Annotated in this window: 15 protein-coding genes; 13 read left to right on the top strand and 2 right to left on the bottom strand. The window is 67.7% G+C overall.

Annotated features, from left to right (window positions below):
* Positions 1-8: 8 nt before the first annotated feature.
* Both ACQFZP_RS04305 and ACQFZP_RS04310 read right to left on the bottom strand, forming a co-directional pair.
* Positions 9-851, bottom strand: a complete 843-nt coding sequence (locus ACQFZP_RS04305) for a phosphoribosyltransferase family protein (protein ID WP_211890438.1) — start codon at positions 849-851, stop codon at positions 9-11.
* Between the two features lie 121 nt (positions 852-972).
* Positions 973-1983 carry a fatty acid desaturase family protein gene (locus ACQFZP_RS04310; RefSeq protein WP_258068132.1) on the bottom strand — a complete coding sequence of 337 codons (1011 nt, stop codon included), beginning with the start codon at positions 1981-1983 and terminating at the stop codon, positions 973-975.
* Positions 1984-2312: 329 nt separating this feature from the next.
* Here ACQFZP_RS04310 and ACQFZP_RS04315 point away from each other — a divergent pair, with 329 nt between their 5' ends.
* The 13 genes from ACQFZP_RS04315 to secF all read left to right on the top strand — a co-directional run bounded on the left by ACQFZP_RS04315 (position 2313) and on the right by secF (position 15063).
* Entirely contained in the window at positions 2313-2729 is a 417-nt protein-coding gene (locus ACQFZP_RS04315) for a hypothetical protein (RefSeq protein WP_211890439.1), read from the top strand.
* 198 nt (positions 2730-2927) lie between these two features.
* A complete protein-coding gene (thrS, locus tag ACQFZP_RS04320; RefSeq protein ID WP_104312581.1) occupies positions 2928-4850 on the top strand; it encodes a threonine--tRNA ligase in 1923 nt (640 codons plus the stop codon).
* The gene (locus tag ACQFZP_RS04325) at positions 4847-5419 is read left to right on the top strand and encodes an HIT family protein (RefSeq protein ID WP_179556690.1); all 573 of its coding nucleotides are present in this window, start codon (positions 4847-4849) and stop codon (positions 5417-5419) included. Before thrS ends, ACQFZP_RS04325 begins: the two co-directional genes overlap by 4 nt.
* Positions 5420-5538: 119 nt before the next feature.
* Positions 5539-6456, top strand: coding sequence for a pyridoxal 5'-phosphate synthase lyase subunit PdxS (pdxS, locus tag ACQFZP_RS04330; RefSeq protein WP_104311987.1), 918 nt, complete (start codon positions 5539-5541; stop codon positions 6454-6456).
* A gap of 7 nt (positions 6457-6463) precedes the next feature.
* Positions 6464-7060: a pyridoxal 5'-phosphate synthase glutaminase subunit PdxT gene (pdxT, locus tag ACQFZP_RS04335; RefSeq protein ID WP_211890440.1), complete on the top strand. Its 597-nt coding sequence runs from the start codon at positions 6464-6466 to the stop codon at positions 7058-7060.
* A gap of 45 nt (positions 7061-7105) precedes the next feature.
* Positions 7106-8410 carry a M18 family aminopeptidase gene (locus ACQFZP_RS04340; protein ID WP_211890441.1) on the top strand — a complete coding sequence of 435 codons (1305 nt, stop codon included), beginning with the start codon at positions 7106-7108 and terminating at the stop codon, positions 8408-8410.
* Positions 8411-8579: 169 nt separating this feature from the next.
* Positions 8580-9344 carry a YebC/PmpR family DNA-binding transcriptional regulator gene (locus ACQFZP_RS04345; protein WP_104311984.1) on the top strand — a complete coding sequence of 255 codons (765 nt, stop codon included), beginning with the start codon at positions 8580-8582 and terminating at the stop codon, positions 9342-9344.
* 5 nt (positions 9345-9349) lie between these two features.
* Positions 9350-9979 (top strand): crossover junction endodeoxyribonuclease RuvC, encoded by a 630-nt coding sequence (gene ruvC, locus ACQFZP_RS04350; RefSeq protein WP_179556694.1) that lies wholly within the window; start codon positions 9350-9352, stop codon positions 9977-9979.
* 4 nt (positions 9980-9983) lie between these two features.
* Positions 9984-10607 carry a Holliday junction branch migration protein RuvA gene (ruvA, locus tag ACQFZP_RS04355; protein WP_211890442.1) on the top strand — a complete coding sequence of 208 codons (624 nt, stop codon included), beginning with the start codon at positions 9984-9986 and terminating at the stop codon, positions 10605-10607.
* The gene (ruvB, locus tag ACQFZP_RS04360; RefSeq protein ID WP_104311981.1) at positions 10604-11638 is read left to right on the top strand and encodes a Holliday junction branch migration DNA helicase RuvB; all 1035 of its coding nucleotides are present in this window, start codon (positions 10604-10606) and stop codon (positions 11636-11638) included. Before ruvA ends, ruvB begins: the two co-directional genes overlap by 4 nt.
* Positions 11639-11763: 125 nt before the next feature.
* On the top strand, positions 11764-12171 hold the full coding sequence (gene yajC, locus ACQFZP_RS04365; protein ID WP_104311980.1) for a preprotein translocase subunit YajC: 408 nt from the start codon (positions 11764-11766) through the stop codon (positions 12169-12171).
* A 58-nt stretch (positions 12172-12229) separates the two neighbouring features.
* Complete coding sequence (gene secD / locus ACQFZP_RS04370; RefSeq protein WP_249312033.1) at positions 12230-13993, top strand: protein translocase subunit SecD; 1764 nt, start codon at positions 12230-12232, stop codon at positions 13991-13993.
* Complete coding sequence (gene secF / locus ACQFZP_RS04375) at positions 13993-15063, top strand: protein translocase subunit SecF (RefSeq protein WP_104311979.1); 1071 nt, start codon at positions 13993-13995, stop codon at positions 15061-15063. Before secD ends, secF begins: the two co-directional genes overlap by 1 nt.
* Positions 15064-15104: the final 41 nt, after the last annotated feature.

Genomic DNA, 15104 nt, shown 5'->3' on the forward strand with positions numbered 1-15104 from the left:
CGCGCTGCTCAGCGCTCGACGAAGGGGGCAAGGATGTTACGAATCGAGAGCACCTTGGTCGCCACACCTTTGCGAGCGGAACCGGGGTGCGAATCGGTGGTGATGATCTCGGCGAAGTGCTGGCGCAGGGCAGGCGCATCCCCGGAGAACACGCCGTGGCTCACGAACAGGGAGAGCCGCTCGCGCTTCAGGCCCGTCGCCTCTGCAAGTCCTCTGAACGTGCCGCCGCCGTCGCAGATGTCGTCGACCACAAGCAGTCGTCCGTGCTCCGGCAGCTGCTCGCAGCTGAAGCCGGAAAGTCTGCCCGTGGCGAAGTCGCGGTGCTTCTGTGCGCGGAAGAGCGGAAGGTGCAACGCGTCGGCCGCAGCCTGCGCACGGGTGACGGCGCCCGCGTCCGGCGCGATGACGCCCGTGAAGTCGTGGGTGTCGCCGACACGACCGATCGTGGCACGACGGATGTACGGTGCGGAGCCGATCACCTTGACGTTGTCGATCAGCGCGGGCGCGACTCGGGAGTGCGGGTCGAAGACGATCACCTGGTCGAGCCGGAAGCTGTTGATGAGGTCGGCGTAGACCCTCGCGCCGAACGGCACGCCGCGGTCGGCCCGGGCCGCGGGCAGGTACGGGAGGAGGGCGACGGCGCGGTGCCCGAGCCCGTGGGTGTAGTCGGCCCACATCCCGAGGGCAACGAGGTCCGACGGGTCAGCACCGGTCACGGTGGCGTAGGCCGGCACCTCCTCAAGGGAGTCGAGCACGACGAGGGAGACCTCGCCGCCCGGGAAGCGCATGGTGCGGATGGCGCTCGTCGCCTTCCAGCCGGAAGGCATCTGTGCTTGGAAGTGGATGCTCATGACTCGAGCATACGCCCTATTCGTAGATTTACGAATAGATGTCGGCGAGTGACCTGGGAGGGAGACGAAAAAGGCCCACCCGGATGATCCGGATGGGCCTTCGAGCACGTGTGGGGTCAGGTCACACGCGACGGAACTGATTGACGAGCGGGCAGTCGAACGGATCGCGTGCCTGCAGGCCGACGCGGTTCAGGTACTCGATCACGATGCCGTACGACTTGATGAGCGTCGTCTCGGTGTACGGCACCTCGAGGTTCTGGCAGTGCTCGCGGATGATCTCGCGAGCTCGAGCGAGGTGCGGACGCGGCATGCTCGGGAAGAGGTGGTGCTCGACTTGGTAGTTGAGACCGCCCATGAGCGCGCTGGCCCACCAGCCACCGCTGACATTGCGGGACGTGAGCACCTGCTTGCTGAAGAAGTCCATCTTGACGTCTGCCGGGATGATCGGCATGCCCTTGTGATTCGGCGCGAAGGAGGCGCCCATGTAGACGCCGAAGACGGCCATCTGCACGGCGACGAACGCGAAGGCCATGCCGACGGGCAGGAGCCAGAAGATGGCGCCGAAGTAGATCGCGAAGCGCACTGCGATCATGGTGAACTCGACCCAGCGACCCTTGATCGGCTGTCGCGTGAAGAGCGACTTGATCGAGCGGAAGTGGAGGTTGTAGCCCTCGAAGGTGAGCAGCGGGAAGAAGAGGTAGCCCTGCTTGCGCGTGATCAGTGCGAGGAGACCGGTCTGCTTCCGGGCGTCTTCCTCGGTGAACGAGATCGTGTCGAAGTCGATGTCAGGGTCTTTGCCCATCTTGTTCGGGTTCACGTGGTGCTTCGTGTGCTTCGTCATCCACCAGCTGTAGCTCATGCCGACGACGCCCGCCGCGAGGAAGCGACCGAGGCGGTCGTTGCCCGGGCCGGACTCGAGCACCTGTCGGTGCGAGGCCTCGTGCGCGATGAACGCGAACTGCGTGAAGATGATGCCGAGCGCCGCGGCGATGAGCAGCTGGAACCAGCTGTCGCCGAGCAGGATGAAGCCGGTGATCGCGCCACCCAGGGCGACGATGAGGCCGGCAGCCAGCATTCCGTAGAACCAGCGAGTGCGCTTGAGGAGGCCCATCTCACGGATGACCTTCGACACTGCGCTGTAGCTCTGCGTGACGGACTTCGCTCCCGGTGTGCGGGGCTTCGTGGTTCGGACGCGGCCGAGACCCTGAAGCGGGCCTGAGGCCTGGGGGAGCGCAGAAGATGAAGTCGTGATGTGAGGATCCCCTCGGTCGGCAACCTTCGGTTGTTCGTACGCCAAAGGCAGTCCGCCGATCGCTGACTTCAGGCTAGCCGGATGTGCCGCCTTCTTGGCTGTGTATCTGCACGCGTCGCGTCACCCAGCGTCTTCACACGCGATGTATCTCGACCCGGCGTATCTTGTTCCCATCACGGATCGCGCCGAGCGGCGCACTTGGAGGAACCATGTCTTCGACGGGCAGCAGCGCAGGTGCGAACACGGGCGAGCCGAGGGGCGGTCGAGTGCGCGACTCCGCGAACTCGGGAGCGCGCGTGCAGGCCGTGCACACGGGGCTCAAGAAGGTCGTCACGGGTCGCGAGAGCGTCATCAAGGAGCAGGCGGTGAAGCTTGCCGAGAAGCTCGACGTGAAGACGGACGGGCGACACCATCAGAAGATCCGACTCGCGCTCCTCGCCCTGAACAGCCTCGTGGACACGCTCGGCAGAGACGGCACGTCCGCCTCAGAGAAGAAGAGTTCCGCTCGTGACGAGGGCACGGACCCTGCCGGGAACTCGAAGCGGCCCACGACGACATCAGCGAGTTCGGACGAGCCCGAGGACATCGGCACCTTCACCGCCAAGGGAAACCGTCCCGCGAAGTAGGAGAACTCGTTCGTCGCGCGTCGACCGGTGCTCGGCGTGAGCCGGTGCCGCGATAAAGTGGTCGCTTGTTCATGCCTAACGACAAGGAGCATCGTGACCAGCGATCCCGTTGACCTCGAGACCGAACCCCGCCAGAGCGATGCCGGCGGCGCGACGACCACCGGATTCGAGCTCTTCACCGACCGCTCCGTCGTCGCGATGAAGCTGGACGGGGAGCTCGTGGACCTCGCCCGCGAGGTACCGGAGGGCGCAGTCGCAGAGCCGGTCACGATTGACAGCGAAGAGGGGCTGAGCATCCTCCGCCACTCCGCCGCGCACGTCATCGCGCAGGCCGTGCAGAAGATCAACCCGGACGCCAAGCTCGGTATCGGTCCCCCCATCACCGACGGCTTCTACTACGACTTCGACGTCGAGACCCCGTTCACGCCGGAGGACCTCAAGGCCATCGAGAAGGAAGCCCAGCGCATCCAGCGTCAGGGCCAGCGCTTCGTGCGACGCGTCGTCACCGACGACGAGGCGCGAGCGGAACTCGCGAACGAGCCGTACAAGCTCGAGCTCATCAGCATCAAGGGGTCCGGCGCGAACGCGGACAACGAGTCCGTCGAGGTCGGGGCCGGTGAGCTGACGATCTACGACAACGTCGACCCGAAGACCGGCGAGGTCTACTGGAAGGACCTCTGCCGAGGCCCGCACGTGCCGTCGACTCGCATGCTCAGCAACGGCTTCGCCATCCTCCGCTCCGCCGCCGCCTACTGGCGCGGATCAGAGAAGAACCCTCAGCTGCAGCGCATCTACGGCACCGCGTGGCCGACGAAGGACGAGCTGCGCGCCTACAAGGAGCGCATCGAAGAGGCCATGAAGCGCGACCACCGTCGCCTCGGCCGCGAGCTCGACCTGTTCAGCTTCCCGGACGAGCTCGGCTCCGGGCTTCCGGTGTTCCACCCCAAGGGCGGCATCATCAAGCTCGAGATGGAGGAGCACTCCCGGAAGCGCCACGTGCAGGAGGGCTACAGCTTCGTCTCTACCCCGCACATCACGAAGGGGCGCCTCTACGAGATCTCGGGCCACCTCGACTGGTACCGCGACGGAATGTACCCGCCGATGCGCATCGACGAGGAAGTCGACGAGGCGGGCAACGTCACGAAGCAGGGACAGGACTACTACCTGAAGCCCATGAACTGCCCCATGCACAACCTGATCTACAACCAGGGCGCGCACTCGTACCGCGAGCTGCCGTTGCGCATGTTCGAGTTCGGCACCGTCTACCGCATGGAGAAGTCCGGGGTCGTGCACGGCTTGACCCGTGCCCGCGGTTTCACGCAGGACGATGCGCACATCTACTGCACGCGTGAGCAGATGCGCGACGAGCTGTCGAGGACGCTCGAATTCGTGCTCTCGCTCCTCAAGGACTACGGCCTCGACGACTTCTACCTCGAGCTGTCGACGAAGAACCCGGAGAAGTTCGTCGGAGACGACGCGACCTGGGAGGAAGCGACTCGCACGCTCGAGGAGGTCGCGACGGCGTCGGGGCTCGACCTGGTCCCCGATCCGGGCGGAGCGGCCTTCTACGGGCCCAAGATCTCGGTGCAGGCCCGCGACGCCATCGGTCGCACCTGGCAGATGTCGACCATCCAGCTCGACTTCAATCTCCCCGAGCTCTTCGACATGGAGTACGCGGCCCCCGACGGCACGCGTCAGCGGCCCGTCATGATCCACCGAGCGCTCTTCGGGTCCATCGAGCGCTTCTTCGGCGTGCTCGTCGAGCACTACGCCGGTGCGTTCCCGGTCTGGCTCTCGCCGGTCCAGCTCGTCGCCATCCCTGTCGCCGAGCAGTACGGGGACTACCTGCAGGGCATCGTCGACGAGCTGCGTTCACACGGCGTCCGCGCGGAGCTCGACGCCTCAGATGACCGCATGCCCAAGAAGATCCGCAACCACACGAAGGCGAAGGTGCCGTTCCAGCTCATCGCCGGCGAGGACGACCGCGCCGCCAAGACGGTCTCCTTCCGATTCCGTGACGGCACGCAGCGCAACGGCGTCCCGATCGAGGACGCGATCCGTCTCGTCCGCGGGGCTGTCGACGAGCACCTGCTCGTGAACACGGCAGAAGACCTGGCATGAGCGCCCTCGGGTTCCCGGACGGCGAGCTGGATGGTCTCGAGATCGAGCGCTCCACCGACTTCGCCGGGGTGCCCGACTCGTTCCAGCGGCTCTGGACGCCGCACCGGATGGCGTACATCCAGGACGGGCAGGACCCGGCCGCGGACGCCTGCCCGTTCTGCGTCGGGCCCACGATGGACGACGAGAAGTCGCTCATCGTGGCCAGGGGCGAGCACGCGTTCGTGGTCATGAACCTGTACCCGTACAACTCCGGCCACCTGCTCGTCTGCCCGTACCGCCACGTCGCGATGTACGACGAGGCCACGGAGGACGAGGTGCTCGAGATCGCACACCTCACGCAGACCGCGATGCGCGTGCTGCGTGAGGTCTCGAACGTGGACGGCTTCAACATCGGCATGAACCAGGGCCGACTGGCCGGGGCTGGGATCGCCGGCCACCTGCACCAGCACATCGTGCCGCGGTGGCAGTTCGACGCCAACTTCTTCCCGATCATCGCCAAGACGAAGGCGTTCCCATCGCTCCTCGGAGAGACCAGGCAGGCTCTCGCGGACGCTTGGCCGCGGGCCTGACATCCAGCGTTTTCATTGGGCAGTCGCCCAACCATGCGTCGACCGCGCCGCGTCTACACTTGAGCACACTTCACACCCGAACCGCCTCGCACTGACTGCGCGCGGAGACTAAGGACATCATGAGCGAACGCACTGCCACCTCTGTCGGCGCCGACGGAACCGTCGGCTCCAACCGCGTCAAGCGCGGACTTGCCGAGATGCTCAAGGGCGGCGTGATCATGGACGTCGTGACCGCCGAGCAGGCTCGCATCGCCGAGGACGCTGGCGCCGTCGCCGTCATGGCGCTCGAGCGCGTTCCTGCGGACATCCGCGCACAGGGCGGCGTCGCGCGCATGAGCGACCCGGACCTCATCGAGAGCATCATCGCCGAGGTCTCCATCCCCGTCATGGCGAAGGCCCGCATCGGGCACTTCGTCGAGGCACAGGTGCTGCAGGCCCTCGACGTCGACTACATCGACGAGTCCGAGGTGCTGAGCCCTGCTGACTACGTGAACCACATCGACAAGTGGCAGTTCACGACGCCCTTCGTCTGCGGCGCCACGAACCTCGGCGAGGCCCTGCGTCGCATCAACGAGGGTGCCGCGATGATCCGCTCCAAGGGCGAGGCCGGCACGGGAGACGTCTCCGAGGCGACCAAGCACATCCGAAAGATCCGCGGCGAGGTCGCGGCCCTCACCTCGATGACGCGTGACGAGCTCTACGTCGCGGCCAAGGAGCTGCAGGCGCCGTACGAGCTCGTCCGTGAGATCGCCGAGACCGGCAAGCTGCCGGTCGTGCTCTTCACGGCGGGAGGCGTCGCCACCCCGGCCGACGCCGCCATGATGATGCAGCTCGGCGCCGACGGCGTCTTCGTCGGCTCAGGCATCTTCAAGTCGGGCAACCCCGCCCAGCGAGCGGCGGCGATCGTCAAGGCGACCACCGCGTTCGACGACCCCGCCGTCATCGCGGCAGCCTCGCGCGGGCTCGGCGAGGCCATGGTCGGCATCAACGTCTCCGACCTGGCTGCCCCCCACCGCCTCGCAGAGCGCGGCTGGTAGCAGGTCGTTGGCAGCTCCCACGGTCGGCGTCCTGGCGCTGCAAGGCGACGTCCGTGAGCACCAGCAGGTGCTCACGGACCTCGGCGCCGAGGTCGTGCTCGTCCGCACGCCGGCGCAGCTCGAAACCGTCGCCGGTCTCGTCATCCCCGGTGGGGAATCGAGCGTCATCGACAAGCTCTCGCGCATCTTCGACATCGCCGAGCCCATCACGACGCGGATCGCGTCAGGGATGCCGGTGCTCGGCACCTGCGCCGGACTCATCATGCTCGCAGACACCGTGCTCGACGCCATCGACGGGCAGCGGAGCTTCGGCGGGCTCGACGTCGCCGTCCGCAGGAACGCCTTCGGATCGCAGAACCAGTCGTTCGAGACCGAGCTCGACGTTCCCGAACTGGGCGGGCCAGCGGTTCATGCCACGTTCATCCGCGGCCCAGTCGTGGAGACGGTGGGCGACCGAGCCCGGATCATGGCCGCGCTGCCGGACGGCCGCGTGGTGGCGGTGTCGCAGGGGAACGTGCTCGGCACCTCATTCCACCCGGAGATGAACGGCGAGACGCGATTCCACAGCTACTTCCTGGATCGCGTCGCCGATCACGCCGCCTGACCACACCTATCCACGCACCGACTCGAGAGAAGCCAGGAGACGAACATGGCCAGACGCCGACCGAGCAGAGCCGCGCGAAGCAAGCAGGTCAGCGATTCGCTCGCCGCCTTCATCCGCGACGCGCCGTCGTCCTTCCATGCGGCGGCTGAGGTGGCCAGGCGGCTCGAGGACGCGGGCTTCACCACCCTCGACGAGCGCGAGGAATGGCCGCAGGACGCAGGAGGGTACGTCGTCGTGCGTGATGGCGCCGTCATCGCCTGGCGCGTCCCAGAATCCACCACTCCGACGACGCCGTTCGCGATCGTCGGAGCGCACACGGACTCACCCGGGTTCAAGGTCAAGCCGACCCCCGAATCGTCAGCGCACGGCTGGCAGCGCCTCGAGGTCGAGGTCTACGGCGGTCCGCTGCTCAACTCCTGGCTCGACCGCGAGCTGCGAGTCGCGGGACGTCTCGCGCTCGCCGACGGCACGACGGTGCTCGCGGCCTCGGGACCCATCGCGCGCATCCCGCAGCTCGCCATCCACCTCGACAGGGGAGTGAACGAGCGCGGCCTTGTCCTCGACCCGCAACGGCACACGCACCCCGTACTCGGGCTCGAGGCGGCGGGCGGCGTCGTAGCGGCTCTCGCAGAGAGCGCGGGCGTGGATCCGGAGACGATCGCCGGGTTCGACCTCTTCCTCGCCGACGCGCAGGAAGCGCAGCTCTTCGGCCATGGAGAGACGATGTTCGCCGGCGCTCGCCTCGACAACCTCGTCAGTGTCCACGCGGCCACCACCGCACTCGTCGAGACGGTCCCGAACGGCGTGATCCCCGTCATCGCGGCGTTCGATCACGAAGAAGTAGGGTCCGCGAGCCGGTCCGGAGCGGCAGGTCCCTTCCTCGGCGACGTCCTCGCGCGCATCCAGGAGGGGCTCGGTGCGGGACCCGCGCAGCAACGGCGCGCGCTCGCAGCCTCGTGGCTCGTCTCCAGCGACCTCGGCCACAGCGTGCACCCGAACTACCCGGAGAAGCACGACGACGAATCCCGGCCGATCGCGGGACGAGGCACGCTCCTCAAGCTGAACGCGAACCAGCGGTACGCGACCGATGCCAGGGGGAGCGCGCTCTGGAACGGCGTCTGCCAGAACGCGGGCGTCGCCGTGCAGCCGTTCGTCTCCAACAACGCGCTGCCGTGCGGCTCGACCATCGGCCCGATCTCAGCCACCAGGCTGGGCGTCTCGACCGTCGACGTCGGCATCCCCATCCTCTCCATGCACTCGGCACGCGAGCTGGCGGCCATCGCCGACATCGAAGCCCTCGAACGCGCACTGGCGGTCTTCCTGGCCGGAGCCTGGCCAGAGCACGCGTAAGCCGGCTCGCCTCGAGCAGGCGGAGCCCAGGAGCACGAGTAAACTGGGGACAGACCGCGCGCCGACGACGACCGGTCGTGTCCCGATTCTTGGGCAACGGTGTCGGCGCGCACACGATCAGAAGCAGGCGCCCGCCTCCGGCGAGACGCGCGAGAACAACGGAGAACACATGTCCGGACACTCCAAGTGGGCGACGACGAAGCACAAGAAGGCCATCATCGACTCGCGCCGCGCGAAGTCGTTCGCCAAGCTCATCAAGAACATCGAGGTCGCCGCCAAGATCGGCGGCGCTGACGTCGCAGGAAACCCCACGCTGGCCGACGCGATCCAGAAGGCGAAGAAGACCAGCGTCCCGATCGACAACATCAACCGCGCCGTCAAGCGCGGGGCGGGTCTGACCGGCGAATCGATCGACTACACGACCATCATGTACGAGGGCTACGGCCCCGGAGGCATCGCGCTCCTCATCGAGTGTCTGACCGACAACAAGAACCGGGCAGCCGCCGAGGTGCGCACCGCCATGAGCCGCAACGGCGGGAACATGGCAGACCCGGGCTCGGTCGCCTTCAACTTCGAGCGCAAGGGCGTCATCGTCGTCCCGCACGAGGAGACGCCCACCGAGGACGACATCCTCGAGGTCGTCCTCGACGCTGGCGCCGAAGAGGTCATCGACCACGGACACGTATTCGAGATCCGCACCGAGGCGAGCGAGATGGTCGGCGCACGCGCGGCCCTGCAGGCCGCCGGCATCGACTACGACTCCGCGGACGCCGAGTTCGTCCCGAACGTCAAGGTCGAGGCCGACGCTGAGACCGCACGCAAGGTCTTCCGCCTCGTTGACGCCCTCGAGGACAGCGACGACGTGCAGAACATCTTCACCAACATCGACGTGTCGCCAGAGGTGCAGCAGCAGCTCTCGGAAGACGACGAGTAGTCCGAGTGCCGCGGCGCATCCTGGGCATCGATCCGGGTCTCACCCGCTGCGGCCTCGGCATCGTCGACGTGCACGGGCGACAGCGGGTCGAGTTCGTGCACGTCTCGGTCGTCACGTCATCACCTGCTGACGAGCTGCCACGGCGCCTCCGGCTCCTCGCCGACGGCATCGAGGCGATCCTCGACGAGTACACGCCCGATGCCATCGCGCTCGAGCGCGTCTTCGCGCAGCAGAACCTTCCGAGCGTCATGGGTGTCGCCCAGATCTCCGGGGTCGTGCTCGTCGCCGCCGAGCGCCGGGGCATCGCGGCCGCCCTGCACACTCCCTCGGAGGTGAAGGCGGCAGTCACCGGCTACGGATCTGCCGAGAAGAAGCAGGTCGGCACGATGGTGCAGCGCATCCTGCGCCTGGACGACATCCCCAAGCCCGCCGACGCGGCCGATGCGCTGGCCCTCGCCATCTGCTCGGCCTGGAAGACCCCGCTGGGAGCCGCCGCGGGCAGCGCTGCCGAGGCGGCCCCGCCCCGGCGAGCCTCAGCAGCTGCCGGGCGCACGCCTGATGCGCCGACGGCGGCGCAGAGCGCGTGGCTCGCCGCCGAGCGTGCCGCGAAAACTCGCGGCCGCCGCGTACGGTAGACCGGTGATTGCTTCCCTCCGCGGCCAGGTGCTGTACCGAACCGCCACCACGGTCACGATCGAGGCCGCCGGTGTCGGCTACCAGGTCTTCGTGACTCCGGCCCACGCACTCCAGCTGCGCCTGGACGCCGAGGTGCTGGTGCGCACGCACCTCGTCGTGCGCGAGGACGCGTGGACCCTGTACGGCTTCCAGCGACCCGAGGAGCTCGAGATCTTCGAGCACCTCATCACGGTGACCGGCGTCGGACCGAAGTCGGCGCTCGGAGTGCTCGCGCACCTCGAGCCGGAGCAGGTCGCACGCGCCGTCGCCGAGGAGGACGTCAAGGCCTTCACCGCAGTCAGCGGCATCGGCCCCAAGACGGCCAAGCTCATCATCCTCTCCCTCGCCGGCAAGATCGCTCTCGCCCTCTCCCCGATTCCTGCGGCTGGCGAGCCAGTCGGCCAGAGCGGTTCGGCGGCACTGCGCCGCGACGTCGTCGAGGCGCTGCTCGGCCTCGGCTACGCGGAACGCCAGGCGGCTCCCGCGGTCGAAGACGCCGCGAAGGCGCTCGACGGTGAGGACCCCGACGTCGCAGCGCTGCTGCGCGCGACGCTGAAGCTCCTCGGACCCGCGGGGAGCCGCTCGTGACCGACGTCTCGCGCATCCCCGAGTCACCGGAATCAGAGGCGGAGATCGCCTTCGAGGGGGCGCTTCGTCCCGCGAACCTCGCCGAGTTCGTCGGCCAGGCGAAGGTTCGCGTGCAGCTCGAGCTCCTGCTCAAGGCAGCGGCCATGCAGAGCCGGACGCCCGACCACATCCTGCTGGCCGGCCCCCCGGGACTCGGAAAGACGACGCTCGCCCTCATCGTCGCGGAGGAGACGGGGCAGCCCATCCGCCTGACGAGCGGCCCGGCCCTCCAGCATGCCGGCGACCTCGCGGCCGTGCTTTCGAGCCTCGTGCCCGGCGAGCTGCTCTTCATCGACGAGATCCATCGGATGGCGCGCACCGCCGAGGAGATGCTCTACCTCGCGATGGAGGACTTCCGGATCGACATCATGGTCGGCAAGGGGGCCGGGGCGACCAGCGTGCCCCTCGAGCTCGCCCCCTTCACCGTCATCGGCGCCACCACCCGCGCCGGACTCCTGCCGAACCCGCTCCGAGACCGCTTCGGCTTCACCGCCCACCTCGAGTTCTACGAGGACGGGGAGCTCGAGCGTGTCCTCGCGCGCGCGGCTCGCCTCCTCGATCTCCGGGTCGACGACGCGGCGCTCGCCGAGATCGCGACCCGCAGTCGGGGAACGCCCCGAATCGCGAACCGGCTCCTGCGGCGAGTCCGCGACTACGCGCTGGTCCACGAGACCGATGCAGACGAGCAGGCCGTGCAGCACGCGCTGCTCGTCTACGACGTGGATGCGCTTGGCCTCGACAGGCTCGACCGGGCCGTCCTGCAGGCGCTCATCGATCGCTTCGCCGGGGGACCGGTCGGCGTCAAGTCGCTCGCCGTCTCCGTCGGCGAGGAAGCAGAAACGGTCGAGAGCGTCGTCGAGCCGTTCCTCGTCCGCACGGGACTCGTCACGCGAACGCAGCGGGGCCGCGTCGCCACGCAGCAGGCCTACGCGCACCTCGGCCGGGCGCTGCCGGGCGGCGCCGTGCCGCAGGGGCCCCGCCTCGATATCTAGTCCTCCCGCCAACCTTCGATCACTGGCTGAGCGACATCCGCACGACCGCGACGTACACTAGATGCGTTTGCCGTCGTTCCGGGCGTGCATAGTCGTAGTACGGACTGCCAGAAAGGCACCCACATATGGATCTCACGCTCCTTCTTCCCCTCGTCCTCCTCGGCGTCATGATCTTCTTCATGTGGCGCAGCAACAAGAAGAGGACCCAGCAGCAGCAGGAGATGCGCAGCAGCGCCGTCATCGGCGCAGACGTCATGACGCAGAGCGGCGTGTACGGCACCATCGTCGACATCGACGAGGACAACAACATCACGACGATCGAGTCCGAGCCCGGCACGCGCCTCCGCGTCCACTCGATGACGATCGCGAACATCCTCACCCCGTCCGTCCCGGACGACGCCTCCGCGCTCTCCGTCGAGGAGACGGTGGAAGAGTTCCCCGCCACGGAGCCCGAGCACCGCGACGCCGCGGACGCAGACCGCCGCGACGGCGACAACGGCTCCGAGTCCGGACCCAACACCAACAAGGCGTAGGCGACTCCCTCACCTCTCACGCACGGGCCTCGTCTTGAGGTCAGAAGGCAGAACTCTCTTGGCGAAGTCGACAACGTCATCGGCGCGTCGTGGTCGGGGTGCTGGCATCGTCCAGCGCGCCTGGCGCACGCTCACGTGGCTCCTGATCCTCATCCTTGCCCTCGTGGGCCTCAACTGGCTGGCCGTCGCCACGCAGGGCGGTCAGTGGACCCCGCGCCTCGCGCTCGACCTCGAGGGTGGCACCCAGGTTGTGCTCGCCGCTCAGCTTCCAGAGGGGCAGGCCGACCCGTCATCTGAGCAGATGCAGCAGGCGGTCTCCATCATCCGCCAGCGCATCGACGCCTCCGGTGTCTCCGAGGCCGAGATCACCACGCAGGGCGGACGCAACATCGTCGTCTCCGTGCCCGGCGAGATGGACCAGCTCACCCGCGACCGCATCGAGAACTCGGCCAAGCTCGAGTTCCGCGCCGTGCTCGTCGCCGACCAGGCTGCGAACACCCAGGCCATCCCTGCAGACCAGCTGCCGGAGGAGCTCTCGACGACGCCGACCGCCGAGCCGACCGATGCGAGCGACCTCAACTGGGTCACCGAGCAGATGTACGTCGACTTCCTGCAGTTCAACTGCGCAGACCTCGCTCCGGCCGCCGACATCGACCCGACCCAGCCGCTCATCACGTGCGACGACACGGGCACGGAGAAGTACGTCCTCGGACCCGTCGAAGTCACCGGCGAGCGCATCGCCGACGCCACGAGCGGTCTCACCACGACGAGCACAGGCGCCACCACGAACCAGTGGGCGGTGAACATCGAGTTCGACGCGCAGGGCACCCAGGAGTTCGCTGCCGTCACCGAGCGTCTCGTCGGCCTCACGGAGAACCAGAACAGGTTCGCCGTGACGCTCGACAACCAGGTCATCGTCGCCCCGACCACCAACGCCGCGATCACCGACGGCAAGCCGCAGATCTCGGGCAACTTCAACGAGGAGAGCGCGAAGGCGCTCGCCGACCAGCTGAAGTTCGGTGCGCTGCCGTTCAACTTCGTCGCGCAGTCCACCTCCACCATCTCGGCCACGCTGGGAAGCTCGCAGCTCGTGAACGGCCTCATCGCGGGCCTCATCGGACTCGCCGCCGTCGTGGTCTACTCGCTCTTCCAGTACCGGACGCTCGGGCTCGTGACCGTGGCCTCGCTGGTCATCGCCGCGGCCTTGACCTACATCGTGGTCACCTACCTCTCCAACCAAGAGGGGTACCGGCTGTCACTCGCGGGTGTCGCGGGCCTCATCGTCGCCATCGGCATCACGGCGGACTCGTTCATCGTGTACTTCGAGCGCATCAAGGATGAGCTGAGAGACGGCAAGGGACTCGTCTCCGCCGTCGAAGGCGGGTGGGCGCGCGCGATCCGCACGATCCTCGCGTCCGACGCCGTCAACTTCCTCGTCGCGATCGTGCTGCTGTTCGTCGCCGTCGGCAACGTGCGCGGCTTCGCGCTGACCCTCGGCATCACGACCATCATCGACATCATCGTCGTGACCCTCTTCACGCACCCGCTCATGCGACTCCTCGCACGGACCTCGTTCTTCGCAGACGGCCACCCGGCCTCCGGCCTCGACCCGCGCTCGCTCGGCGCCGTCTACCGCGGCCGCGGAACGTTCCGCACCCCCGAGCAGAAGAAGCGCGGCGCGTCGCGTGAGGCGACGAAGCGCCAGACCCTCGCCGAGCGCAAGGCGGAAGCCGCCAAGAAGGGCGGAGCCGACGACCTCGTGAGCGCAGGAACGCCTGCGGCGGAGCAGACGTCGACGACAAGCAAGGGGGAGAAGGCCTGATGAGCAAGTTCCAGACGCTCGGCAACGACCTGTACACCGGTGAGCGCTCGATCGACTTCGTCGGCAGGCGGAAGATCTGGTTCTCCATCGCGGGGATCGCCGTCCTCATCTCCATCCTCGTCCCGATCCTCCGTGGTGGCCTCGAACTCGGCATCGAGTTCACCGGCGGTTCGGAGTTCCTCGTCTCGCAGCCGGCGACCGACGAGCAGGAGCCGGCCATCGCGGCGGCGGCCGAGTTCACGCCCACGCCGGCCAAGGTCGCCGTCCTCGGCGACGGCGGCATCCGAGTACAGACCGACTCCCTGTCCGAAGAGGCCAACACCGAGCTGCGCGCGCAGCTCGCCGAGGCCTACTCCGTTCCCGTCGAGGACGTCAACCTGTCGACGATCGGGCCATCCTGGGGCCAGGACATCACCAGGCAGATGGTGATCGGCCTCGCGGTCTTCGTCGCGGTCGCCGCCATCCTCATGTCGCTGTACTTCCGCACCTGGAAGATGTCCATAGCGGCGCTCGTCGCCCTCGCCCACGACCTCGTCGTCACGGCGGGCGTCTACGCCATCACCGGCGTCGAAGTCACCCCGGCGGCCGTGATCGGCTTCCTCACCATCCTCGGCTACTCGCTGTACGACACCGTCGTGGTGTTCGACAAGATCCGCGAGAACGCCGAGGACTACAACGCGGAGTCCTCGAGGACGTTCGGCGAACTCGTCAACCTCGCGATCAACCAGACGCTGGTGCGCTCGATCAACACGTCGGTCGTCGCGCTCCTCCCGGTCGGCGGGATCCTCTTCATCGGCGCCTTCCTCATGGGAGCAGGCACGCTGCGCGACATCGCACTCGCGCTGTTCATCGGGATCTTCGTCGGGGCACTCTCGACGATCTTCGTCGCCGGCCCGCTCTACGCGGCGCTCCGGTCGCGAGAGCCGGAGATCGCACGCACCGACAAGCGCATTCTGGCAGCGCGCGCTCGCACGCAGAAGGATGGCGGCGACGTGGAGGGCGACGCTCTCGACGACGACGCGGAGACCCCGGAGGCATCCGAGTCGGCGTCGAAGGCATCGGCGTCCTGACGACCGTCCGCACGGTGATAACTTGTCATCACCCTGGTCCG

Origin of the sequence: Pseudoclavibacter sp. Marseille-Q434 (assembly GCF_050315415.1) — a bacterium.
In the GTDB taxonomy this organism is placed as follows: Bacteria; Actinomycetota; Actinomycetes; order Actinomycetales; family Microbacteriaceae; genus Pseudoclavibacter.